17 protein-coding genes are annotated in these 23332 nt (G+C 69.2%); 7 read left to right on the top strand and 10 right to left on the bottom strand.

All coding sequences use genetic code 11. The annotated features are described in order from the left end of the window. The gene (locus ABZ345_RS06845; RefSeq protein ID WP_359843748.1) at positions 1-2433 is read right to left on the bottom strand and encodes a CapA family protein; all 2433 of its coding nucleotides are present in this window, start codon (positions 2431-2433) and stop codon (positions 1-3) included. 334 nt (positions 2434-2767) lie between these two features. On the opposite strand from ABZ345_RS06845, the gene ABZ345_RS06840 reads away from it, so the two are divergent. After that, entirely contained in the window at positions 2768-3715 is a 948-nt protein-coding gene (locus ABZ345_RS06840; RefSeq protein WP_359843746.1) for a hypothetical protein, read from the top strand. Between the two features lie 63 nt (positions 3716-3778). On the opposite strand, the gene ABZ345_RS06835 is transcribed toward ABZ345_RS06840, so the two are convergent. The 3 genes from ABZ345_RS06835 to ABZ345_RS06825 all read right to left on the bottom strand — a co-directional run bounded on the left by ABZ345_RS06835 (position 3779) and on the right by ABZ345_RS06825 (position 9265). Continuing rightward, positions 3779-5065 carry a hypothetical protein gene (locus tag ABZ345_RS06835; protein ID WP_359843744.1) on the bottom strand — a complete coding sequence of 429 codons (1287 nt, stop codon included), beginning with the start codon at positions 5063-5065 and terminating at the stop codon, positions 3779-3781. A gap of 27 nt (positions 5066-5092) precedes the next feature. Then, positions 5093-6376 (bottom strand): hypothetical protein, encoded by a 1284-nt coding sequence (locus ABZ345_RS06830; RefSeq protein WP_359843742.1) that lies wholly within the window; start codon positions 6374-6376, stop codon positions 5093-5095. Positions 6377-6463: 87 nt separating this feature from the next. Beyond that, positions 6464-9265, bottom strand: a complete 2802-nt coding sequence (locus ABZ345_RS06825) for a BTAD domain-containing putative transcriptional regulator (RefSeq protein WP_359843740.1) — start codon at positions 9263-9265, stop codon at positions 6464-6466. A gap of 65 nt (positions 9266-9330) precedes the next feature. On the opposite strand from ABZ345_RS06825, the gene ABZ345_RS06820 reads away from it, so the two are divergent. Together ABZ345_RS06820 and ABZ345_RS06815 are read left to right on the top strand one after the other, a co-directional pair. Then, positions 9331-10455 carry a hypothetical protein gene (locus ABZ345_RS06820; RefSeq protein ID WP_359843738.1) on the top strand — a complete coding sequence of 375 codons (1125 nt, stop codon included), beginning with the start codon at positions 9331-9333 and terminating at the stop codon, positions 10453-10455. A 47-nt stretch (positions 10456-10502) separates the two neighbouring features. Then, complete coding sequence (locus ABZ345_RS06815; RefSeq protein WP_359843736.1) at positions 10503-11237, top strand: type 1 glutamine amidotransferase domain-containing protein; 735 nt, start codon at positions 10503-10505, stop codon at positions 11235-11237. Positions 11238-11244: 7 nt separating this feature from the next. Here ABZ345_RS06815 and ABZ345_RS06810 read toward each other — a convergent pair whose 3' ends face one another. Then, entirely contained in the window at positions 11245-11751 is a 507-nt protein-coding gene (locus ABZ345_RS06810) for a group II truncated hemoglobin (protein WP_359843734.1), read from the bottom strand. Positions 11752-11778: 27 nt separating this feature from the next. Between ABZ345_RS06810 and ABZ345_RS06805 the strand changes: the two genes are divergently transcribed. Next, complete coding sequence (locus tag ABZ345_RS06805; RefSeq protein ID WP_359843732.1) at positions 11779-12096, top strand: helix-turn-helix domain-containing protein; 318 nt, start codon at positions 11779-11781, stop codon at positions 12094-12096. A 45-nt stretch (positions 12097-12141) separates the two neighbouring features. On the opposite strand, the gene ABZ345_RS06800 is transcribed toward ABZ345_RS06805, so the two are convergent. Continuing rightward, positions 12142-13479, bottom strand: coding sequence for a S8/S53 family peptidase (locus ABZ345_RS06800; RefSeq protein WP_359843730.1), 1338 nt, complete (start codon positions 13477-13479; stop codon positions 12142-12144). Between the two features lie 253 nt (positions 13480-13732). Here ABZ345_RS06800 and ABZ345_RS06795 point away from each other — a divergent pair, with 253 nt between their 5' ends. Continuing rightward, positions 13733-14293: a sigma-70 family RNA polymerase sigma factor gene (locus ABZ345_RS06795; protein ID WP_359843728.1), complete on the top strand. Its 561-nt coding sequence runs from the start codon at positions 13733-13735 to the stop codon at positions 14291-14293. Here the strand turns inward: ABZ345_RS06795 and ABZ345_RS06790 are convergent. Beyond that, positions 14275-17250 (bottom strand): tetratricopeptide repeat protein, encoded by a 2976-nt coding sequence (locus ABZ345_RS06790; protein ID WP_359843726.1) that lies wholly within the window; start codon positions 17248-17250, stop codon positions 14275-14277. The genes ABZ345_RS06795 and ABZ345_RS06790 overlap by 19 nt on opposite strands. Before the next feature lie 193 nt (positions 17251-17443). On the opposite strand from ABZ345_RS06790, the gene ABZ345_RS06785 reads away from it, so the two are divergent. Further along, complete coding sequence (locus tag ABZ345_RS06785) at positions 17444-18415, top strand: patatin-like phospholipase family protein (RefSeq protein WP_359843724.1); 972 nt, start codon at positions 17444-17446, stop codon at positions 18413-18415. 27 nt (positions 18416-18442) lie between these two features. On the opposite strand, the gene ABZ345_RS06780 is transcribed toward ABZ345_RS06785, so the two are convergent. From ABZ345_RS06780 to ABZ345_RS06770, 3 genes are read right to left on the bottom strand one after another with little or no spacing between them, the layout of a single operon-like run. After that, positions 18443-18808 carry a hypothetical protein gene (locus ABZ345_RS06780; protein WP_359843722.1) on the bottom strand — a complete coding sequence of 122 codons (366 nt, stop codon included), beginning with the start codon at positions 18806-18808 and terminating at the stop codon, positions 18443-18445. Between the two features lie 14 nt (positions 18809-18822). After that, positions 18823-20463, bottom strand: a complete 1641-nt coding sequence (locus ABZ345_RS06775) for a hypothetical protein (RefSeq protein ID WP_359843721.1) — start codon at positions 20461-20463, stop codon at positions 18823-18825. Between the two features lie 9 nt (positions 20464-20472). Continuing rightward, a complete protein-coding gene (locus ABZ345_RS06770) occupies positions 20473-21021 on the bottom strand; it encodes a hypothetical protein (protein WP_359843719.1) in 549 nt (182 codons plus the stop codon). Between the two features lie 435 nt (positions 21022-21456). Between ABZ345_RS06770 and ABZ345_RS06765 the strand changes: the two genes are divergently transcribed. After that, positions 21457-23301, top strand: coding sequence for a S8 family serine peptidase (locus ABZ345_RS06765; protein ID WP_359843717.1), 1845 nt, complete (start codon positions 21457-21459; stop codon positions 23299-23301). The last annotated feature ends 31 nt before the right edge of the window (positions 23302-23332 follow it).

The following is a 23332-nucleotide window of genomic DNA, read 5'->3' as shown; positions in this document are numbered from 1 at the left end:
TCAGGACGGACGTCTGACCTCGGCGGAGAACTGTCTCGGCGCGTCCGTCAGGTTGCGCGCCAGGTCGAACGCGCCGAACGAGCCGGTCATCCCGCTCGCGGCGCGCCACTCGACGAAGCGCACGTCGTCGAGGTCCAGCGCGCCCGCCCGCCCGTCGGGAGCGCGGTTCAGGCCCGTGTACATCATGATCATGTTGCCCGTGCCGTCCGGCGTGGTCAGGTCGCTCGTGGTCAGGTCGATCGCGACCTGGTGCCAGCCGCCGTCGGACGGCACGTCCACGGCGCGGGTGATCGTCGTGAGGACGACCGACTCCGGGTCCTCGGTCGGGTCGCTGTCGTCGAAGTGGTAGACGTCGAACCGGAAGTAAGCGGTCTCCGAACCCGTGCCGCGCACCATCGCGCGGGCCGAGTACGACGGTTCCGGATCAGCCGGCACGGAACCGCCGGGCGCGTAGAACCTGTGTCGGGGGACCGGGATCCGCGCGATGGCGCGGGTCTGCACCGCCTTGCCGGCGGCCGCGCTCAGCCGCAGGAACCGCTGTCCCTGCGGAGTCGGCCCGACCTGCGAGGTCTCGGTCGTGCCACCGGTCTTCCAGTGCGTGGCCGAGTCGACGCCACCGTCGGCTGTCTCGTCCTCGAACCGGCCCCAGCCGAAGAGGTCGCGGCCCACCTCGATGCCGTCACCACCGACCGGCCGGGTAAGCGTCCCCGGCGCGGCGAGATCCACCACCCCGTGTGCCGGTACCTGCACCGTTCTGGTCTCCGCGACGGTGCTCGCGGCGGTGATCCGTCCGGTGTTGTGCTCGACGACCACCTGCGCGGGCACCACGTCCGGCGCCGGCTGTTTCAGATAGGCGCGCACGGCACCGGTGCGGTCGCGGTCGGTGGACGCGGGCTGCAGACCGAGCTCCCAGATCCGGCCGAGCACCCGCCGTGCGGCGTCGCCGGTCAGCGGCACAGGACGGTAGTCGACGAGCTCCAGCGGCAGCAGTCGTGCCTCCAGCAGGTGGTCGCCGTCCCACACCGTGCGCACGACGACGCTAGCGAAGGTGGCCAGGAAGTTCTGGTCGAAGACGAAGTTGCCCAGGCTGTAGACGATCAGATGGCCCTTGTACCACTCGATGCCTTGCAGCACATGGGGGTGATGCCCGATCACGATGTCCGCGCCCGCGTCGATCGCCGCGTGGGCCATGGCCCGCACGTTGTCCGACGCCACGTCCTGGAACTGGAAGCCCGCGTGCAGCTGCACGACGACGAGCTGGTTGCGCGCCGCGAGCCCGGCGATCTGGGCGGGCGAGGTCACCGGGTCCCACCGGGTGGCGCCGCCGTGGCCGCGGCGGGCGACCCAGTCCTGCAGCTCGGGGTAGACAATGACCAGCGACTTCCACATCTCGGCCTGGTCCGGCGCCCTGCTCTCGGCCTTCTGGTAGGCCTCCCAGGCCTGGCCGATGGTCCGCCGCGCGGTCGTCACGCCGCCGAACCCCCACAGCCGCTCCTGGTAGCGCCAGGCGTCGTCCGGCGTCGAGTCCGGCGGCCGGGGCGCGGCCGGGTACGCGCCGTTGACGAAGTCGCCGTCAACGCTGGTGAAGCCGGCCACGGCCACCCCGGTGCCGTTGACTGTTTTGAGGAACGGCACCGCGGCACCTTCCGCCGTCACGTCGGCGCCGGCCATCCCGATGCCCGCTTTCGTGAGCGCGGCACGGGTGTCGGCGACGCCCTGCTCGAGGAAGTCGCGCGAGTGGTTGTTGGCCAGCACCGCGCAGTCGACGCCGAGCGCGCGCAAACCGGACGTCGTCGCCGAGGCGGACTTCAGGATGAACCGCTTCTGGGGATAGGCCCTGTCCGCGGGCAGGTCGCTGACGACGCTCTCCAGGTTGACTGTGCGCAGGTCCGCCGCGGCGAACGCTGGTGCGACCGCGGACACGACGCGTTCCGCGCCGCGAGCCGCGTCCTGGTCGGGGACGAGTGCCGCAGCGCCGCCGTCGTCCGGTTCCGCGTACCGCCGCCCGAACATGACGTCACCGGCCGAGTGCATCGCGAAGCGGCCCTGCTTGCGGCTGAACAACTTCACGGTCACGGGACCATCCACATCGGACTTGCCGAGCGGTACCGGTTCCGGGAGGTGGCCGGGCGCCTCCACGACGGCGAGCACCGGCCCGCGCAGCACCGGCGTGCTGACCGTTCCACTCGCATCACCGTTGAGGTGTATGGTCTTCTGGTCGTGCAACGTCACCGTCGCATCGGGAACACCTCTGCCGGACTCGTCGACCACGTTGAGCCGCAAGGAAAACCCGAGCACGCTGCCCGGGTCCTCGCACGGGTCACATCCGCTCACGACGTCTATCGCGCGGAACGCGGCGACGAGAACCATGATCAGAAAAACGACCAGTGCCAGCGAGAGCATCGCGGACCTGGTACGCCAGAGTCGACTCATCCGACCTGTCCAAACTGTCGACTTTCGTTCTGGCGGCGTGCTTCACATGGTGGCGCTTCGCCGTCTCGAAAGCACCGGCCGTCCGGGGGTGCCGGAAATAGGATACTTCCAGTACTATTCCCGCGCGTTCGCGCGTTTCCGCAGGTAGAGGCCATGTTCGGCGCGAATGCGACACGGCGGAAATGACCTGCTCGTCCATTGTGGACGGCTGATGGCCCCTCTGTTTCCCGGTCTTGAATCCGAGGCGAGTGCTTCTTGACCGAGGTCGCCACAGCGAGTATAGGTCTTTGTTAGGAAACTTTCCTAACGGTTGCGAAGGGGTGAGGCAGAGGTCATGAAAACGTTGCCATTGCTCGTTCTCGCTGCTCTCGTCGCACTCCCGCTGCCGGCCGCGAGAGCGGAACTGTCACGCCGCTACGACTTCGTGCGCGTCGACGACCCTCCACGCACGTTGGTCCTCACCGCACTCGGGGACCGGGTCGCGACCCTCACCGACGGCGCGCGCACCGGCGTCTTCCGCGGTCCTGCCCGTATTTTCGCCGAGCCCGAGGTCACCACGGCGACGGTCACCACACAGGACTGGGTCCGCGTCGCTCCTCAGCCGTGGCGGCCCGGCGGTGAACAGGACCCGGTGCTCGGACCCTGGGTCATGAACGCGCTGAACGACCGCACGCCGGACGTGCTCGACATCTCGATGCAGTACCGCAGAAACACCCCGGATCTCCACGACGACAAGGGAATCCGCTACGCCGGCCGCGCGTTCTTCGGCCCGCTCGTCAACGGCGAGCGCGTCAGCGACGCCGACTTCAGCGACTACCTCCGCGTCCCGTGGACCTACGACGACGGCACCGTGCGCCCACCCGACCCCCTCCGCAAGGACTCGCTGGACTGCAGCGGCTATCTCCGGATGGTGTTCGGCTACCGCTCGGGCTACCCGCTGGGATGGGAACCTTCGCGCCTGCGCCTTCCCAGACAGGCCAAGGACTTCGCGGCGGGGTCTCCCGGCGCGCTGATCGTCGCGGACACCGGCGCTCGGCCACCGGCCGAGCAGCTGGAACGTCTGCAGGCAGGCGACGTCCTGGCGTTCGACCTCGACCCGTTGGACGGCCCGCTGCTGGACCACTCGGCGATCTACCTCGGCGCCGACTCGGCGGGGCAGCCGCGGTTCATCTCCAGCAGGAAGACCTACAACGCGCCGACCATGGGGGACAAGTACGGAGCCTCGACGCTGACCGGGGACGGCGTGCTCGCGCAGGCCTTCCGGTTGGCCAGAAGGCTGTGATCCCCTGGTGACAAGCGAAAGGGGCGCGTCCACCGAGGTGAACGCGCCCCTTCTGGTTTTCAGTTACACGGGCCGGTGGTTGCTGTCGCCGAGCCGCCAGGTCGGCTCGTACAGGCCACCGTTGTCGAACAGGACGTGGAACGAGCCGTCGGCCGGGTTGTAGACGCCGTAGTCGCTGTTCCCGTTGCCGTTCCAGTCACCCGAGACGGGCAGGTAGCCGGGGCCACCGAGACGCCATTCCGGGTGGTAGGCCGCACCGCCGGTGTCGAACAGAACGTGGAACGAGCCGTCCGCCTGGTTGTAGACCCCGTAGTCGGAGTTGCCGTTGCCGTTCCAGTCGCCACCGACCGGGACCGAGCCCGGTCCACCCAGTCGCCACGTGGGTTCGTAGAGACCACCGTTGTCGAACAGGACGTGGAAGGAACCGTCGGCGGGGTTGTAGACGCCGTAGTCGCTGCTGCCGTTGCCGTTCCAGTCACCCGAGACGGGCAGGTAACCGGGGCCGCCGAGCCGCCAGGTGGGGTCGTAGCTGCCGCCGTTGTCGAACAGGATGTGGAACGAGCCGTCCGACGGGCGGTACACGCCGTAGTCCGAGCTGCCGTTGCCGTTCCAGTCACCGGTGACGGGCACATCGCCGGGCTGACCGAGACGCCACGTCGGGTGGTAGGCCGCGCCGCCGGTGTCGAACAGGACGTGGAACGAACCGTCCGAGGCGTTGTAGCTGGCGTAGTCGCTGCTGCCGTTGCCGTTGAAGTCGGACGAGTACTTGGCCGCACGGGCGTTCTGCGCCGCACCATCCCACAACGCGTCGGCGATGACCTCACCGTCGTGTGCCTGCGGGTAGTAGGCGTCCGGCGTACCGGAGTGCTGCACGTCCTGGCAGACCTGACCGATCGGTTTCCCGTGCCAGTCCGCCACCTTGAGCAGGTGGTTCACGAACTCGTTGGTGGCGTGCACCGGGTCGACCACCTGCTCGGGCGTGCCCCAGCCCATGCTGGGTCTCTGCTGGAACAGGCCGCGCGAGTCGCGGTCGCCGCCGTCCAGGTTCTTGATGTTGGACTCCACGATCGTCGTGGTGATCGCGATGGCCGCGGCGTGCTCGTCGAGCCCGCGGGACTTCACGGTGCCGACCACGGCACGGGCGCAGGAGACCTGGTAGGCGTTGACCCCGGCGCGCAGACGGCCGTTCAGCTTGCCGTTCAACGAGGTGGCTGTCGCCTGGTCGGACTGGGTCGGGTTGCCGGACTGGCAGGGCAGGTTGTTCCAGGCCAGTGCGGCCGGGGCGGTGGTGAGCGTGAGGCCCGTGGCGAGCGCGGTCGCGGCGAGGCCCAAAGCGAGTGCGGATTTCATCGGAGTTCTCCGTGGGTCTCGGGAAGGTCAGACGGGCCGGTGGTTGCTGTCGCCGAGGCGCCAGGTCGGCTCGTAGAGGCCGCCGTTGTCGAAGAGCACGTGGAACGAGCCGTCCGCGGGGTTGTAGACGCCGTAGTCGGAGTTGCCGTTGCCGTTCCAGTCACCGCTCACCGGCAGGTAGCCCGGTCCGCCGAGACGCCATTCCGGGTGGTAGGCCGCGCCGCCGGTGTCGAAGAGGACGTGGAAGGACCCGTCGGCGGGGTTGTAGACGCCGTAGTCGGAGTTGCCGTTGCCGTTCCAGTCGCCGCCGACCGGGACGGAGCCGGGGCCGCCGAGCCGCCAGGTGGGGTCGTAGTTGCCACCGTTGTCGAACAGGATGTGGAACGAGCCGTCGGCCGGGTTGTAGACGCCGTAGTCGCTGTTGCCGTTGCCGTTCCAGTCACCCGAGACCGGGAGGAAGCCGGGGCCGCCGAGGCGCCAGGTCGGCTCGTACAGACCACCGTTGTCGAACAGGATGTGGAACGAGCCGTCCGACGGGCGGTACACGCCGTAGTCCGAGCTGCCGTTGCCGTTCCAGTCACCGGTGATGGGCAGGTCACCGGCCTGGCCGAGGCGCCATTCCGGGTGGTACGCGGCGCCGCCGGTGTCGAACAGGACGTGGAACGAGCCGTCCGAGGCGCTGTAGGTGGCGTAGTCGGAGTTGCCGTTGCCGTTGAAGTCCGAGGAGTACTTGGCGGCACGGGACTTCGGCGGCGCGGACTCGACGATGTTCTTGTAGCGCTTGGCCACGTACTGGCTCGTCGGGTGCCCGTCGAGGCTGGAACCGGTGAACGTGCCGACGCTCTCGCGGACCGGCGTGGAACCGAAGGTGAAGAAAGTGAAATGGACGCCGTCGGCGTGGTATCCGCCGAACAGGAAAGCGTGGCCGTCGAGGACCAGGAAATCGCCGGCCTTCAGGTCCGCGCGGCTGATGGTGAAGAAACGGGAGTCGGTGAGCATCGCCGTCGAGTTCGGCGAGTTGGTCAGGTGCAGTGCCATCGACACGTAACCCGAGCAGTCCGTCCGGTACAGCTTGCCCGACGAGTCGGCGACCCAGCCGCCCTGGTCGTACTTGAGCCCCTTGTTCAGCCAGAACCTGGCCCGCTGGATCGTCTCGTCACGGCTGATCTGGCCGCCGACGTCGGACGCCTGAGCAACACCCGCCATGACCGTCGAGGTGACCGCGGTGGCGGCGATGGTGGTGCCGGTCAGAGCCAGAACCAGTGGCAGCGCGGCCGCTCCGAGCCAGCGCATCTTGTTTCGCAGTCGCATTTCTCTTCCTTCCCCAGTTGCCCTCTCGGGCTGACAGGAAGAAATCTAGAAATGCGTTCTGGCGATAACCTGGTGACAACCTGGCAGTCAGGACCGGGCTCGTGCCAGACCGGCGAGGGCCGCCTCCAGCTCGGCGCGGAACTCGATGCGCTCGGCCAGCTCGCGGGCCCGCGTGTGGTGCGCGACCGAGGCCGGCAGGTCGCCGCGGTCGAACGCGATGTCGCCCAGCACGTTGTGCGCGGTGGCGAGGAAGTCCGCGCTGCGGCCGTGGCCGAGCATCGTCATCGCCTGCTCGCCGAACGCCGACGCCGCCGCGACGTCACCGGCACGGCGGCGCGCGTCCGCCGACTTGATCAGCGCGCGCATCTCGTAGTGGGTGTTGCCCGCTTCCCGTGCCAGCGTCAACGCCTCCTCGAGCAACGCGGCCGCGCGGTCGTGCTCACCCAGCCTGGAGTGCACCGCGCCGAGTGCCGCGAGCACCGAGCCCTCCTCGTTGTGCTCGCCGATCTCCCGGCTCTTGATGAGCGCCTTCTCCAGCTGCTCGCGCGCGTCGGTGAGCTTACCGAGACTCAGGTGGACGCGGCCCTGGTTCGCGATGCAGATCGCGGCGTGCCGGTAGTTGTTCTGGTGCTGCTGGATCGGCAGCGCGGACTCGTACGCGGCCAGCGCGCCCGCGTGGTCGCCGAGCCGGTGCCGGAGCATGCCCTGCACGACCAGCGCCATGCTCTCCCGCATCGGGTCGCCGGCCTGCCTGGCCAGCGTGAGCGTGCGGTCCGCGTGGGTGAGGCCCGCCCGGTACCGGCACTGCACGTACCGGGTGAGCGCGAGGTGGTACTGGCTGCGCGACTCGGCCACCGGGTCGCCGAGCCTGCGCGCGGCCACCCCGGCGGGCTCCTGCAGCGCCACCAGGTCGTCGACGCGTTCGGTGATCATCAGGAAGTGGCCGGTGTGCACCGGCAGCTCGGCGGCCACCCGGTCGAACCCGGACGACACCGCTAAGCGGGCCGCGGCGATGAGGTTCGGATGCTCGGCGGTGAACCAGTCCATCGCGGTCCTGTTGTCGCGCAACCGGGGGAGCCGGTCCGGGACGTGGGCGACCTCGGGTCCCGGCTCGCGGCGACCCGGCTGCAGCAGGTCGGCGGCGAAGTGCGCGACGTGCAGGTAGTAGTCGAGCAGTCGGGCGGTGGCCCCGGCGTCCGGCTCGGTCAGCGTGCGCACGTGGTCGCGAACGAGGTCGTGCAGCGTGTACCGGCCGCGCGTGCGTTGCTCGACGAGGTGCAGGTCGAGGAGATCCTCCAGTACGTAGTCGGCCTCGCGGAACGGCACGCCCGCGAGTGCCGCGGCGGTGTACGCGTCGATGTCGGTGCCGGGATGCAGGCCCAGCAACCGGAACATCCGCTGGTGCGCCGCGCCGAGGTCCCGATAGGACAGTGCGAACGCGGCGGCGACCTCGTCCGCGCCGGAGTCGCGCAGCCGGTCGACCACGTCCTCGATCATCCACTGTGGACGGTGCTGCAGCCGGGCCGCCGCGATGCGCAACGCCAGCGGCAGACGACCGCACAACCGGATGAGCTCGCCCGCCGCCTCGGGCTCGGCCACGACCCGGTCGCCGAGCATCCGGGAGAGCAACGCCAGCGCGTCGTCCTCCGGCAGCACGTCCAGCGACAACAGCGCGGCGCCGTGCACGGTTCTCAGCCGCCGCCTGCTCGTGACGATCACCAGGCAGTCGCGCGCACCGGAGATCAACGGCCGCACCTGCTCCGAGTCGGCCGCGTTGTCCAGCACCACCACGGCTTTTCGCCCGGACAGCTCGGTGCGCCACGCCGTCATGCGCTGGTCGAGGTCGTTCGGGATCTCCGCGGCGGGCACGCCCAGCGACCGCAGCAGCACGTCCAGCGCCGCGAAGGGATCGACCGGCTCACGACCGGCCGTGAACCCGTGCAGGTCGGCGAACAGCTGCGCATCGGGATACCGGTCGCGCAGCTGTTGTGCCAGATGCACCGCGAGGGTCGTCTTGCCGACGCCGGCCATGCCGTCGATCAGCACGACTGCCGTGGCACCGGGTCCCGGCAGCTCGTCCAGCACGTGGCCGAGCTCGCGCGAACGTCCGGTGAAGTCGGCGACGTCCAGGGGTAACGCGCTGCGCGGCCGCACCGGTTCGGGTGCCGGCACCTTGTCCGGGTGGAGCAGGTCCTCGTCGCCGCGCAGGATCCGTTCGTGCACCGACCGAAGCTCGCCGCACGGGTCGAGGCCCAGTTCGTCGGCCAGCCGGGCGCGGGTGACGTCGTAGCACCGCAACGCGTCCGCCTGCCTGCCGTCGCGGTACAGCGTGCGCATCAACGCCGCGACGAGCTTTTCCCGCAACGGGTTCTCGGTCACGAGCGCGGAGAGCTCCGGAAGCACCTCCCGATGCCTGCCCGCCGCCAGCTCCTGGTCCACCCACTGCTCGGCGGCGACGAGGCGTTCCTCGGTCAGCGTGGTCCGCATGCCGTCGAAGAACGTGGTGTGCGGCGTGCCGGCGAGGGGTTCGCCCCGCCACAACGCCAGCGCGTCCCGCAACCGCCCCTGGGCCACGAGCGAGCGGAACAGCAGGACGTCCACGTCGTCGCGTTCGGCTTCGAGGACATATCCGGGACCACGCCGGGAAATCTCGACTCCGGCGGGGCGGATCATCTTGCGCAAAGCGGAGACGTAGCCGTGGACGAGACCGCGTGCGTCCTCCGACGACGCCTCGTCCCACACGACGTCGATGATCCGTTCAACCCCGACCGGTTCCCCGGCCTGCAGAGCGAGTAGCGCGAACACTCCGCGCACCAACGGCCGGTTGACGGTGAACGCCGTCCCGTCGCGATGCGCTTCGACGGCCCCCAGCAGCCTGATTCGCGTCACAAGCCCACACAGTAGGTGATTCGCGTTAGCATCGTCCGGCTCAATTCATGAACTGGGGGAATTGCGTGTACAGACGTATTGTGATGTCCGTTTTGCCGTTGATGGCCGCCTTGCTCGTCGTCCCCGCGCCCGGCGCGGTCGCGAGCGAGGAAGGCCCCGAGATCTGCGCGAAGCACGCCCAGAAGGCCGGCTTCCGCGGTGAGGATCTGGTCGAGGCCATCGCCGTCGGCATGGCCGAGTCGAAGTGCAAGACCTACTTCTACGATCCGCAGCCGGCGGACCAGGGGATGTGGCAGATCCAGGTCGACCGCAACGACCCGTGGCGCAACGGCACCAACGGCAACCTGCAGGACCCGGCCTACAACGCCGTGGTGGCGAACCGCATGTCGTCGGGCGGTGCGAACTGGAACGCCTGGAGCACCTACAAGAACGGCACGTACCGCCAGTACCTGGCCGTGGCCAGGGACGCGGCGAACGACTACTTCCCGTCGCGGCACTCGGCGGACTTCAACGGCAACTCCAGCTCCGACTACGCGACCTACCGGCCGTCGGACGGGTCGTTCCACGTCCTGTTCGACACCGGTGGCCTCTACGAGCCGAGCTGGCGTCTCGGCCAGGCCGGCGACCTGCCCGTCACGGGTGACTGGAACGGCAACGGCCTCAGCGACTACGGGGTCTACCGGCCGGCGGACGGCTCGTTCCACGTGCTGTTCGACAACGGCGGCAGCTACGAGCCCACCTGGCGGCTCGGCGGTCCCGGCTTCGTCCCGGTCGCGGGGGACTGGAACGGCAACGGCAACTCCGACTACGGCGTTTACAACCCGGCCGACGGGTCGTTCCACATCCTGTTCGACAACGGTGGCCTGTACGAGCCGAGCTGGCGTCTGGGCGGGCCGGGTGACCTGCCGGTGGCCGGCGACTTCAACGGCAACGGTCTCAGCGACTACGGCGTCTACCGGCCTGCCGACGCGTCGTTCCACATCCTGTTCGACGGGGGTGGCCGTTACGACCCCACGTGGCGTCTCGGCGGACCGGGCTACCTGCCGGTGAGCGGTGACTGGAACGGCAACGGCAACTCCGACTACGGGGTCTACAACCCGGCGGACGCGTCGTTCCACGTCCTGTTCGACAACGGTGGCCTGTACGAGCCGAGCTGGCGTCTGGGCGGCGCGGACCAGAGGCCGGTCTAGCGTTTCGCGGCGGTGATTCTTCACCTGGCTGGTGGAGAATCACCGCCGTGCGCATCCTGATCCCGCTGCCCGACCACGACTTCGACGTGACCGAGGTCGCCGTGCCGTGGCGCCTGCTGACCGACGCCGGCCACGAGCTCGTCTTCGCGACCGAACACGGCGGCCGCCCGCCTCAGGCCGATCCTCTGCTGCTGACCGGTGTCCTCTTCGGACAGTTGGGTGCCGAGCCCGAGGCGAGGAGCTTCTACCACCAGCTGACCGAGGCTGCGGCCTACCGCGCACCGATCGCCTGGTCGTCGATCGATCCTCAGTCTTACGACGGACTGGTCCTGCCCGGCGGCCACGCTCCCGGCATGCGCCAGTACCTCGGTTCCACCGCGCTGCAGGCGAAGGTCGCCGAGTTCTGGGCCTTGGAACGCCCCGTCGGCGCCATCTGCCACGGCGTACTGGTGCTGGCGCGGGCAACGGACCCCGGCACCGGCCGCAGCCTCCTGGCCGGCCGCCGCACGACGTGCCTGCCGAAGTACATGGAACGCTCGGCGTACTACCTCACGGCCTGGCGCCGCGGCCGCTACTACCGCACCTACCCGGCGTACGTGCAGGACGAGGTGACGGCAGCCGGGGCGACCTTCGAACGCGGTCCGACCGAGCTCTCCCGCCGCGGCACCGCGACCGACGACACACCAGCTTTCGTCGTCCAGGACGGCAACTACGTGTCCGCGCGCTGGCCGGGCGACGCCTACCTGTTCGCCAGGACGTTCGCCGGCCTGCTCGAACCGTGAACGACCGTCATCCCCGGTACGGCGGCGCCTCGCCCCAGCCCCACTTCGGCACGGGCGCCCCGTGGAAGGGCTTGGCGTCCGGCGCGGAGTTCTGCACCGCCAGCCGCGTGCCCCACTCCAGATAGGACACGAACGCGGAACGGAACTCGGGGTCGGCGGGCAGTCCGACCTCGTCCGCCGCGTCCATGATCAGGTTCAGCCAGCGGCGGCGCTGCTCCTCGGTGATGGCCCGGCCGAGGTGCTTGGCCAGCATGAACTCGTACCCGCCCCGCTCCTCGCTGTAGGCGGCGGGCCCGCCGAACACCTCACCCAGCCACAACGCCACGTAGCGGGCGTGCCCGGGATCCATGCCAGCGAACACCGGCGCGAGCAGCTCGTCCTCGGCGACGTGCCGGTAGAACGCCTCGGTCAGCCGCAGCAGTGCCTCCGCGCCACCGGCCCAGGTGTAGAGAGAAGGTGTTGACTGGTCGTTGATCACGACGCCCACTCCAGCATCCAGCGCGAGACCCGGCAAGTACGCACCTTTTGGTGAGGAGCGCCCATGTACCACTGTCCTGTCGAGCTCGCCCTCGACGTCATCGGCGGCAAGTGGCGCGCGGTCATCCTCGCCCACCTCAAGGAGCGCCCGCACCACTACGGCGAGCTGCGCCGCAAGGTGCACGGCATCAGCGAGAAGATGTTCGTGCAGCGGTTGCGGGAGCTGCAGGACGCGGGGTTGGTGGCGCGGGCCGAGGTGCGGCCGCACGTCGAGTACTCGCTCACCGAGGAGGGGCGGAGTCTGGGGCCCGCTCTGCAGGCCCTCTACGACTGGGGTCTCCAACGCGCTGCCCGCACCGGTGTCGTCATCGCCGAGTCGTAGCCGAGTGAGTCCGGCGGTGTGGCGCCGGACCCACTCGATGCGCGTTCAGCTCACGCGGACGGGCGGCGGCTTCAGGCTTCCGTACCACCCGATGCCACCGTTCTCATCGGGGGACGTGCCCTTCAGCTCCTCGATCACGTCGGCGGCGGACTTCTCGACACCTTCGGCTTGCGCGGCGATGAGCTTCGCGGCGATCGCACCACCGACCGTGGCCGTGGCGAACGAGCTGCCGCTCCACATGGCGTAGCCGGTGAACTTGGGGTGCCAGTCGTCGGGCTTCGGAATGCCCTCGATCTCCACGTACTCGATCTCGCCCGTCACGGACGTGCTCACCACGTCGATTCCGGGGCCGGCCAGCTGGATCCAGGAATCGGCACGCTTGGGGCTGAAGGTCGCCTGGAACTCGCCCTTCGTGTCCGTTGCCCCCACCGAGGTGGCCCCGGCGCAAGCGGCGGGGTAGCCCTTCCACGTGTTCGTCGGCTTGCCGTCCTGCGGAGGGTTCTCGCCGTGGTTGCCCGCCGCGGCGATCACGGAGATGCCGTGGCGGACCAGCAGTGTGACTGCCCGCTGCAGGACGAGCGGCGGTTTCATGTCAGCGGTGAAGCACAGCAGCGGCAGGACGACCAGTTCCACGTTCTGGTCGAGGAACTCCGTCAGCACCGAGGCGACGTCCCAGACCGTTGCTTTCGCGAGGTCGTGGCGCAGCACCGACTTCACGACGACTTCGGCTGTCGGTGCCTTTTCGAGGATCAGTCCCACCGTGAACGTCCCGTGGAGGTCCAGGTGGTTGAACGGCTCGACCGGACGAAGCTCGCCGAGGCCGATGAACTTCAGCCGATCGCCGAAATTTTCGTGCTGAAAGATCCGTGTGTCGACCAGGCCGACCCTCACCTTCGAGTGCGGCTGGGTTTCGGGACCGAGCGTGAACGCACAGAGTTGCGTCGGGTCGGGTGCCGTCGGGTAGCCGCCGCCCCCGATGTGCGGTGTGCCGTGCACGCCCTGGACGGTGCGGCACTTTCCGATCGGGATGTCCCATTCTGGATCAATGCGCCGGAACTCCTGGCGAAGCCAGACGAGGACTTTGTCGAGATTCGACTTGGGAGTGTCTCTCGGTTTGAACAGCTTGAGCCTTTCCGGGGTATCAATCTCGACCCGGTCGGCCACTTGCTTGATGTCCCGCACGACGACCACGCCGAGGCCGAGGGCGGGGCTCACTCTCTCCAGGTCCGGGTCGGCATCCACGTCGAGCTGGCGAAGGAGACGGGCGGTGAGGCCGACGTAGGGCAGGTCGACGACGATGTCCTCCTGTCCCGCGTCGGTCAATTCGCCCTCCGTCCTGTCGACGTCGACGGCGTTGGACTTGGTCGTGCCGGTATCTCCCATGGTGTGACACCTCCACCTTTCCTGGTGGCCGCGGCGGCCCCACTGGTATGTAGCGCCGCGTTGTCGCCGTGATACAGGCATAGGTGTGAGAAGTGGCGGTGTATCGGTCCAGTGACCCATTGGTGACGTTCCCGTAGCGGAGCGCACAACAACATCAGGACAAGACCACGGCAAGTTTTTTGCAGGACAGGCGCACGACCCTGAGACATCGGTGATCGAGGAAACCGAAATATTCCGTCTGAGGGTGGAAAACATGCGCGACGAGATGGCCATGAAAATTCTGGTGGACGACGCTGTTCAGGGTGACGAGTCGGCCTGGAACACGATTGTGCGGTCGTACACGCCGCTGATCCGGTCGATCTGCCGCCGGTACTGCCTGTCTCCGGAGGACAGGGACGACGTGGCGAGCAGAGTCTGGATGCACCTGCTGGCCGACATCAGACGCATCCGCGAGCCGGCGGCGTTGCCGGGCTGGTTGCGGACGACGGCGCGGCGGGAGTGCCTGGCGGTGGTGTGGAGGACGACCAGGGACATGCCGTTCGGCGAGGACGAGTTCGTGCACCTCGCTCTGCTGCCCGCCGACGCCGGGTTGCTCGCGGAGGAGCAGCGGATCGTGTTGCGCGAAGCCATTTCCTCGTTGACCGAGCAGGACCGCAGGCTGCTGTCGATGTTGTTCTGCGACCCGCCGATGTCCTACGAGGAGATCAGCGTGGTGCTGGGCATCAAGCGGGGTTCGATCGGCCCGACCAGGCAGCGGATCCTGCTGAGGCTGCGCAAGGCCGAGGTCTGGAGGGCTTACGAGCCGACTTTCTGATGAACCGCGTCGAGTGCGGCGAGCTGGGCCTGTATCGCATCCGCCTCAGGTACCCCCAGGCTGCGGTACATGGCCAGCGCCGTCTCCCAGTGGCGGCGGGCCTGGTCGAGGTCCCCGACGGACTCGCGGACGACGGCGATGCCCGTGTGCGCTCCGGCCTGTTCGTAGCGTTCGCCGATCTCGGTCGCCACGGCGAGCGCTTCGGCGTGCCGGGCGACCGCGTCGTCGAACGCTCCGCTGGCGCAGAGCACTCGCCCGAGGCCGTTGAGCGCCTCCGCCTCTCCCGCGCGTTGACCGATCTGACGGAAGCGGTCGAGCGCCTGCTCGAGCTGCCGCACCGCCTCCGAGGGCTGGCCGAGCAGCAGGTGCACGGTGCCCAGATCGTTCAACGCGTAGGCCTCTCCGAGCCGGTAGCCCACCTGCTCGAAGCGGGTGAGCGCCTGCCGGTGGTGGTCCAGCGCGGCTTCGAGCTGACCGAGCCGCTCGTACACCAGTCCGAGGTTGCCGAGGGCTTCGGCCTGCCCGAGTACGTCGTCGAGCCGCCGGTAGGTGTGCAGCGCCTCGGTCAGGTGTTCCGCGGCACGGTCGAAATGCCCCTGGCGCCAGAACACCACGCCCAGGTTCTTGTGGGCGGCGGCCTGTCCGTCGTCGGCGCTGAGGTCGGCGTAGTGGCCGAGAGCCTGCTGCAGGTGTTCCACCGCCTCGGTGTGGCGGCCGTGGTGCCAGTGGATGAGCCCGAGGTTGATCAGGGTGCGGGCCTCACCGGCGCTGTCCCCGATCCGCACGGCCGCCTGCCTGCCGAGGCTGTGGATGACGAGCGCGTCCGCGTTCAGCCCTCGGGTGTCGAGGTAGCGGAACAGCGTGCTCGAGAGGCGGACGGCGTGTGAGGGCCAGGCATGTGCCTCGGCGTGGACGCACATGGCGACGAGGTTGGCCCGTTCGGCGTCCAGCCAGGCCTTCGCCAGCTTGGACGTGGTGAAGTCGGGCGTGGGCGTGCTCGGAGCGGCGATGCGCGGGCGCCGGTGGCGCTCGGCGGGATGGAGCTTGTCCATTGCGGACGCCGCCGTGGCGAGGTAGAAGTCGAACAACCGGGTGCGCGCGGCGTCTCGCTCGGCCGCCGAGCACACCGCGTTGGCGAGGTCGTTCGCGTAGGCCCGCAACAGATCGTGCATCTTGTAACGGCCGTGCGGATGTCCGTCGATCAGGTGCACGCGTGCGAGTCGGTCGAGCAGTTGCCGCGCTGCGGTGAGGCTGACGTCGCAGAGCGCGGCCGCCGCGTACGGATCGAAGTCCTGCCCGGGATGCAGGCCGAGCATGCGGAACGTCGCCGCGGCGTCCTCCGCGAGGTTGCGGTAGGACCACGAGAAGACGGCGCGGACCGCGGTGTGCGGGTCGAGTCCCGCGTCGAGCAGGTCGAGCCGCCGTTGCTGGTCCTCCAGTTCCTCGACCAGTTCCGACAGCGGGATCTCCGGTCGCGCGGCGGCGAGCTCCGCCGCGACGCGCAGCGCCAGCGGGAGGCGCGCGCATTCCTCGGCCAACGCCTCCGCGGCCTCCGGCTCGGCGCTGACCCGCTTCCCGATCAGCCGGCCGAGCAGGTGCACGGCGTCCGCGAGCGGCAGGAGATCCAGGTCCAGCCTCCTGGCGCCGTGCCTCGCGACCAAACCTGCCAGCGAGTCCCTGCTCGTCACCACGACCAGGCAGCCGGGAGCGCCGGGGAGCAGTGGACGGATCTGGCCGACGGTCGCGGCGTTGTCGAGCAGGATGAGCACTCGTTGCCCGTTGAGCTCCGTGCGGTACCGGGCGGCCCTGTCGTCCACGTCGAGCGGAATGTCGTTGCCCACCAGGCCGAGCGCGGACAGGAAGCTGGCCAGCGCGTCCGAGGCGGTCAACGGCCGTTCCGCGTCGTAGCCGCGCAGGTCGACGTAGAGCTGCCCGTCCGGGAACCTCTCGCGCACTCGATGCGCCCACCGGAGTGCGAGTGAGGTCTTGCCCACGCCCGCTGTGCCGGACACGGCGGAGACCACCACCGCCGTCGAGGTGTCACCGGACTCGGGAAGCAGATCATCCAATGTGGACAGTTCGTGCTCGCGGCCGGTGAAGGCGTACACGTCGGCGGGCAGCTGCGCGGGCACGCGCCGGGCCGGTGCCGGCGCCACGGTCTCGGGTATCGGAGCTTGCCGATCCGCCGGCGAGACCTGCCTGATCTCGCCGCGCAGCAGCGCTTCGTGCACCGCGCGCAGTTCCTGTCCGGGGTCGGCACCGAGTTCGTCCGCCAGCCGTGCACGGGTCGCCGTGAACAGTTCGAGCGCTTCCGCCTCACGCCCGCACACCGCCAGGGCACGCATCAACGCCGCGACCAACGGCTCGCTCAACGGATGTTCGGCGACGAGCTCGCGGGTCGCGGCGATCACTTCGCCGGGACGGTCGAGGCGCAGCAACCCGCCGGCCCACAGCGTGACGGCGTCGAGCCGTTCCCCGGTCAGGCTGTCGCGCACTCGGTCGGCCCAGTCGCCGGAGGTCCCGGCGAGCGGATCGCCCCGCCACAGGTCGAGGGCCGCCTGCAACGACGCCACGCGCTCGGCCTCGGTCTGCGCGGGCGCGCGGGCAAGCCTGCGAAAGCGGTGCAGGTCCACCCAGTCCCTGTCGACGTCGAGCACATATCCGCCGGTCCGCCGCACGAGGCCGACCTTCGCGCCCGCGTCGGCGGCGCCCAGTTCGACGGCCTGGCGGATGCGGGCCAGGTGCGCGTACAGGGAGGTCCGCGCACCCGCGGGCTGCTCGTCGCCCCACAGCCGGGTGGCCAGCGTCTGCAGGGAGACCGGCCTGCCGGCCTCGATCGCGAGGCAGGCCAGCACCGTGCGCTGCTGCGGTGGCCCCAGTTCCACCGGCCGCCCGGCGACGCTCATCTCGACCGCACCGAGCAGCCGGAAGGCCAACGCTGCATCCGGCATGGTCATCGCTCTACCCCGCCCCGGCACGACAAGATGCTGACAAAGATATCGCGCGGTGCCCGGTGTGAGACGGATATTCCAGCCTTGGCACCCGGTCGTGGACGCGAAGCGCCGACGGCTCGACGTGATCGGCCACGTATCAAAGGTCCGCGCGAGCTCCCTTTCCTCGTGAGACGCGGATGAGAGAAGGGGGAGCACGGTGCTTGAGGCAAAGTCAGTGGACCTGGTGCTCGAAGGCGGGGGGGTGAAGGGCATCGGGCTCCTCGGCGCGGTGCTCGCCCTGTACGAGGCGGGTCACCGGTTTCAGCGGATCGCCGGAACGAGCGCGGGCGCGATCGTCGCGGCACTCGTTGCGGCGTACCAGAAGGACGGCCGGGATCTCCGCCAGCTCGTCGACGTGATGCACGACCTGGACTACAGGCGGTTCGCCGGCGAGCCGTGGCCGCAGCGTGCCGCCGGCGTGCTCGGCGACCTGGTGTCCGGTGTTGTGCACGGGGGATCGCACAAGAGCGATTACCTGGTGGAATGGCTGACCCCGTTGCTCGAGGACGCGGGCGTGCGCACGTTCGCCGACCTGAGAATTCCAGACCACGGCGGATCGTTGGAGGACTACCAGAAGTACTCGCTCGTCGTGCACGCCAGCGATCTCACGCGCCGCGCGTTGGTGCGACTTCCGTGGGATTACCCGTCGTACGGACTGAAGGCGGACGAGCAGCGCGTCGTCGACGCTGTCAGAGCGTCCATCTCCATCCCGTTCTACTTCCGGCCGATCCAGGTCGCCACCGAACGGGGAACCTGCACCTGGGTCGACGGTGGTCTGCTGGCCAACTTCCCGATCACGGTGTTCGACCGCACCGACGGAGAGGCCGCTCGGTGGCCCACCTGGGGAGTCAAGCTGTCCGGTCAGCCGGTGCCGGGCGAGGACCGTCCCGTGCGCACGTCACCTGGAATCGCGTTGAGCTGCCTGTACACGTTGACCGGCGACTGGAACCGCCACCGGCTCGACCGCGACGGCGTCAACGCCCGGACGATGTTCGTCGACACCGGGACCGTCTCGCCGCAGGACTTCCACCTGTCCAAGAGCGACCAGCAGATGCTGTTCGAAAGCGGGCAGCGCGCGGCGCACCTGTTCCTGGAGGGGCTGCACCCGGACCATCGGCTCGCAGGTTGACTCACGCGACAGCGGGCCGGGTGGTGGTCAGCTGCCGAACGCCGAGTCCACCGCCTTGGTGATCTCGCCGACCGTCTCGACCAGCGGGGCGACGGGCTTCACCAGGTTGGTGAGCCGCTCGAGCGTCCGCGCGATCACACCGCGATCGGGCTCGGGCGCGTCCAGCTCGTCCTGCAACTCCTCGGCGGCCGCGTCGGCTTCGTCCGCGGCGTCGGGGAGTTCCGCGCGGTGCCGTTCCAGCAACGTCATCAGCTCGGCCATCAGCTCGCCGGGCGCGGCGGTGAAGCTCAGGCCGTGGCTGATCGCGCGGGCGTGCGGGCCGACGGCCTGGTTGCCGACGTTGCTGACGCCGCCGGACTGCTGGATGCCGTAGTTCGGGGAGTTCTCCGGCACTGGTTTCCCTTCTGTCACGCCGGTTTTCCGGCGGCGGGCTCGGGGGAGGGGAACTGCACCGTCGCGGTGGCCTCGCTGCCGACGGCCTGGTTGCCCACGTGGCTGATGCCGCCGGTCTGGATGACGCCCTGGTTGAGGATCGTCATCTGGCGGTTGCGGAACTCGGTGGTGTCGACGCCGCGCTCGTCGAGGAAGTCCAGCAGTGTGGCCAGCACGTGCCGTTCGATCAGCTTGAGGTGTTTGGCGGCGTCGGTCTTCTGGAAGTAGTTGTGGTAGTTGGCATCCGTGGCGTCCTCGCGGACACTGAACCGGGCGCCGTAGTTGTAGCCGAGGTCCTGCCGGGCGATCGCCCGTTCGACGGTGCGGCGCCGTTCCCAGCGCCAGTGGAAGGTGGCGTCGCGCAGCACGTGGACGGGAGCGCGCGGCACCGCGCCGGCCACCCCGCTCGCCGCCCTGGCCAGCAGACGGGCGACCGCGCCCACGGTCAGCACCGGGCTGATCCGGTCGACGTCGTGGTACTGCTTCCACAACGGACCCAGCACGGTCCGGTCGCACTGCAGGTAGAGCAGCCGTCCGTCGGTGGAGAAGTGCAGGAACGTGCTGGCGACCACCTCGCCGCCCCACGACGGGACCTGCGCGCAGAGGTAGTGGCGTGCCGAGCCGTGCGGGCGGGCGGCGAGCTGGGCGAGGTCCTCGTCGGACAGCCGCTGCCGGGGCGCCTGGTCGCGCTCGGGCAGCAGTGCCGGGTGCATGGTGAGAGCGTTGCCGCTGACGAAGGCGCGCTCGCTGAGGATCAGTCCCGGCAGCTCGTCGGGCTCCACGCCGACGCCGGCCAGCTGGTCGCGGACGTGGGCGACCAGGTCGGCGGTGTCGAGCGGTACCACGTTCTCCGCGTCGGAATCACGTTGCAGCAACGGCAGGGCGAACGACCACGTCGACACGAGCGGGCCGTGACCGATGAACGGCGTGAAGCCGTCGTAGACCGTCACGTTGCCGCGTTCGGCGTCGTCGATCGCCTCCAGCCGGTCGGCGAGCCACGCCAGCCCGGACGGCAGCGGCGGCGCCTCCTCGGGACGGAACGCGGGCCGGGTGAGCCCGCTCAGCAACGTCTGGCGGGTCTGCCACTCGCTCCACACCATCAGCGCGTACATCACCACGCTCGTCAGCAATGCGAGCCACGGCAGGCCGACCAGCCATTCGTCGACCGGTGGCTCCGGCGTGGGACGGCTGCGCGTCGCGTCCGGGGCGTCGCCGAGCGCGGACACGATCGAGACGGACACCAACAGCAGGATCACCAACGCCACCAAGGCGAACGCGACGTCACGCAGCCGGCGGGACTCCCCGGCGCGCCGGGCGAGAGCTCCGCCGACCGGCAGGATCACCAGCAGCGCGAGGATCGTCCACAGTGGAGAGACGACGAGTGCCAGCGCCATCGCCACGAGCAGGGCCCAGTCCCGCACCCTGCGTTGCCGGAAGCCCGCCAGCGCGTGCAGCAGCACAGGGCGCAGCGAGAACCCGACCGACGGCGCCGCCGCGTGCAGGTCGTCGTTCAGCAGCGCCTTGGTCATCCGCTCGGCGAAGCGCTCGTCGGTCCTGGCCGCGACGCACAGGTACCGAGTCGTGTCGTCAGGCGAGAACGCGGTCGGCTGGGTCATCTGTCCCCTTCACCAGAAGGACTTCGGTGCGGTGACACGGCGTTCCCGGCTCACGGGGCTGGGACGGTGCATGACCGCGACGGCGCCGAGCACCAGGCCGAACATCAGGCCGAACGAGGCCGACGAGCCGAGCTGGGCCAGCAGGAACTCCTCCGGCCGGTCGGAGGAGATGAACGGCAGGACCGATCGCGAGTCCAGCAGCGTCACCGCCGCCGTCGCGGAGACGAGCCCGGCGGTCACCGCGCTGAGCGTCGTCATTCCCACGGTGGTGACGAACAGGCCCACACCGCCTGCAGCCGGGCTGACCCAGCGCGGCACCTTCGCCAGTCCCGCGATGGCCAGCGCCACGAACAGCACGGTCCGCAAGTTCATGAACCAGAACAGGAATGGACCGACCCGGTGGTCGTTCACGTGCCAGCTCGGATAGGAGACCAGCACGTCGGCGATGCGGATGGACGATTCCACGTCGGACAGCGCGAGGATGATGTCCCGGTTCAGCCACGGGTTGCCGACCACCAGGACGAAGCCGAGCAGCACACCGACGCCCGGTGTGAGCAAACGCGGTAAGTGAGGTTCCCCCTGGCCTGTCACACCTGCAAACCTAGATCCTCTCCCGGTCGCACGGCGACGGCCGATCGGCGTAGGGGTAAGGAAAAGGTTGCCCCGTCGCAAATGCGCGCGTTCGTCGTGCACAGCGAAAGGACCAGATCTCTCGCTGCTGTCTGCGCCGGGACGCGACGGGCACCTCGCGTAACCAGGTGGTCCCGACGGAGTCATTTGGGCCGATACCCAGATTTTCCGGTTACGAAACCTCGGCTGCGACGACTTCCTGTCGGGTGCGCGGTTCCGTTCCGCGATCGGCCGATCGCGGTCCGTGCACCTGCACAAGGCTTGTCTCGGATGAGAGGGGCGTTTGTGAAGACCTCGGGCAGACGCGCCATACGGCGTGCGCTTGTAGGGATCGTCGTTGCGGCGACCGGGCTTTCGACGGGCGTGGCAACGGCTTCGGCGGCAGAAGGCGTCGTCATCGCCGCACCGGCGGGAAAGGCGATCGCGGACCAGTACGTGGTCGTGCTCCGCAACGGTGTGGCGGCGGCGAGCTCGAGCTCGCTGGCCAAGCAGTACAACGCGAAGGTGACCGCGAGCTGGCAGCACGCGCTGCAAGGTTTCGCGGTGAAGTCCAACGCGGCCAACGCGAAGTCGCTGGCTCGTGACCCCCGTGTCGCGGCGGTGTACCAGGACGCCGTGGTCACCGCGGACGCCGTCCAGGTGAACCCGCCGTCGTGGGGCTTGGACCGGATCGACCAGCGGAACCTCCCGCTGGACCAGCGCTACAACTACGGGCCGACCTCGGCGGGCGTGCACGCCTACGTGATCGACACCGGCATCCGCGTGTCCCACACGACGTTCGGCGGACGTGCGAGCTGGGGCACCAACACCACGGGAGATGGCAACAACACCGACTGCAACGGCCACGGCACGCATGTGGCGGGCACGATCGGTGGCGCGGAATACGGTGTGGCCAAGGCGGTTCAGCTCGTCGCGGTCAAGGTGCTGAGCTGCTCCGGCAGCGGCAGCTTCGCCGGTGTGATCAGCGGTGTGGACTGGGTGACCGCCAACGCGGTCAGGCCGGCGGTGGCGAACATGAGCCTGGGCGGTGGTGCGTTCGACCCGCTGGACACCGCGATCCGCAACTCGATCGCGTCGGGCGTCACCTATGCCGTGGCATCGGGCAACTCCAACGCCGACGCCTGCCAGACCTCGCCTGCCAGGGTCGCGGAGGCCCTGACGGTGAACGCCACGGGCACCAACGACGCCAGGGCCTCGTTCTCGAACTTCGGTGGCTGCACCGACCTGTTCGCACCTGGCGTCGGCATCACGTCGTCGTGGAACACCAACGACACGGCGACGAACACGATCAGCGGCACCTCGATGGCCACCCCGCACGTGGCCGGTGTGGCGGCGCTGTACCTGCAACGGCATCCCGCGGCCCCTGCCCAGCGAGTGCACGACGCCATCGTTCGCAACGCGACGCCCGGCGTGGTCGGCGATCCCGGCCCGGGATCGCCGAACCGGCTGCTGTACTCGCTGTTCACCCGCTGGGGTCCGGAAGGCGACTACAACGGTGACGGGACGACGGACCTGACGGTGTGGCGCCCGTGGGAGGGCAACTGGTACGTGCGCGGGATCAGCACCACGCAGTGGGGCATCGGCGCCGACATCCCGGTTCCCGGTGACTACAACGGTGACGGTGTAACGGACTTCGCCGTGTGGCGTCCGTCCGAGGGCAACTGGTACGTGCGTGGCATCGGCACGGTCCAGTGGGGCATCGGCGGCGACATCCCGGTTCCCGGTGACTACAACGGTGACGGTGTAACGGACTTCGCCGTGTGGCGTCCGTCCGAAGGCAACTGGTACGTGCGTGGGATCAGCACGACGCAGTGGGGCATCGGCGGTGACGTTCCCGTTGCGGCTGACTACAACGGCGATGGCATCACGGATCTGGCTGTGTGGCGTCCTTCTGAAGGTAACTGGTACGTGCGTGGGATCAGCACGACCCAGTGGGGCGTCGGCGGTGACGTTCCCGTTGTGGGCGACTACAACGGCGATGCCGTCGCGGATCTGGCTGTGTGGCGGCCTTCTGAGGGCAACTGGTACGTGCGTGGGATCAGCACGACCCAGTGGGGTGTCGGCGGTGACGTTCCGGTTCCCGGTGACTACAACGGCGACGGAGTGACCGACCTCGCCGTGTGGCGTCCGTGGGAGGGCAACTGGTACGTGCGCGGCCAGTTCACCACCCAGTGGGGCGTCGGAGGTGACATCCCGCTCGCCTCGTAGGCACCAGACCGCCCGGCTGGTCATCGACCTG

It is taken from the genome of Lentzea sp. NPDC005914, assembly GCF_040629405.1.
GTDB lineage: Bacteria > Actinomycetota > Actinomycetes > Mycobacteriales > Pseudonocardiaceae > Lentzea.
Note: the sequence above shows the minus strand (reverse complement) of the source record. Positions and strands in the feature narration are given on the sequence as shown.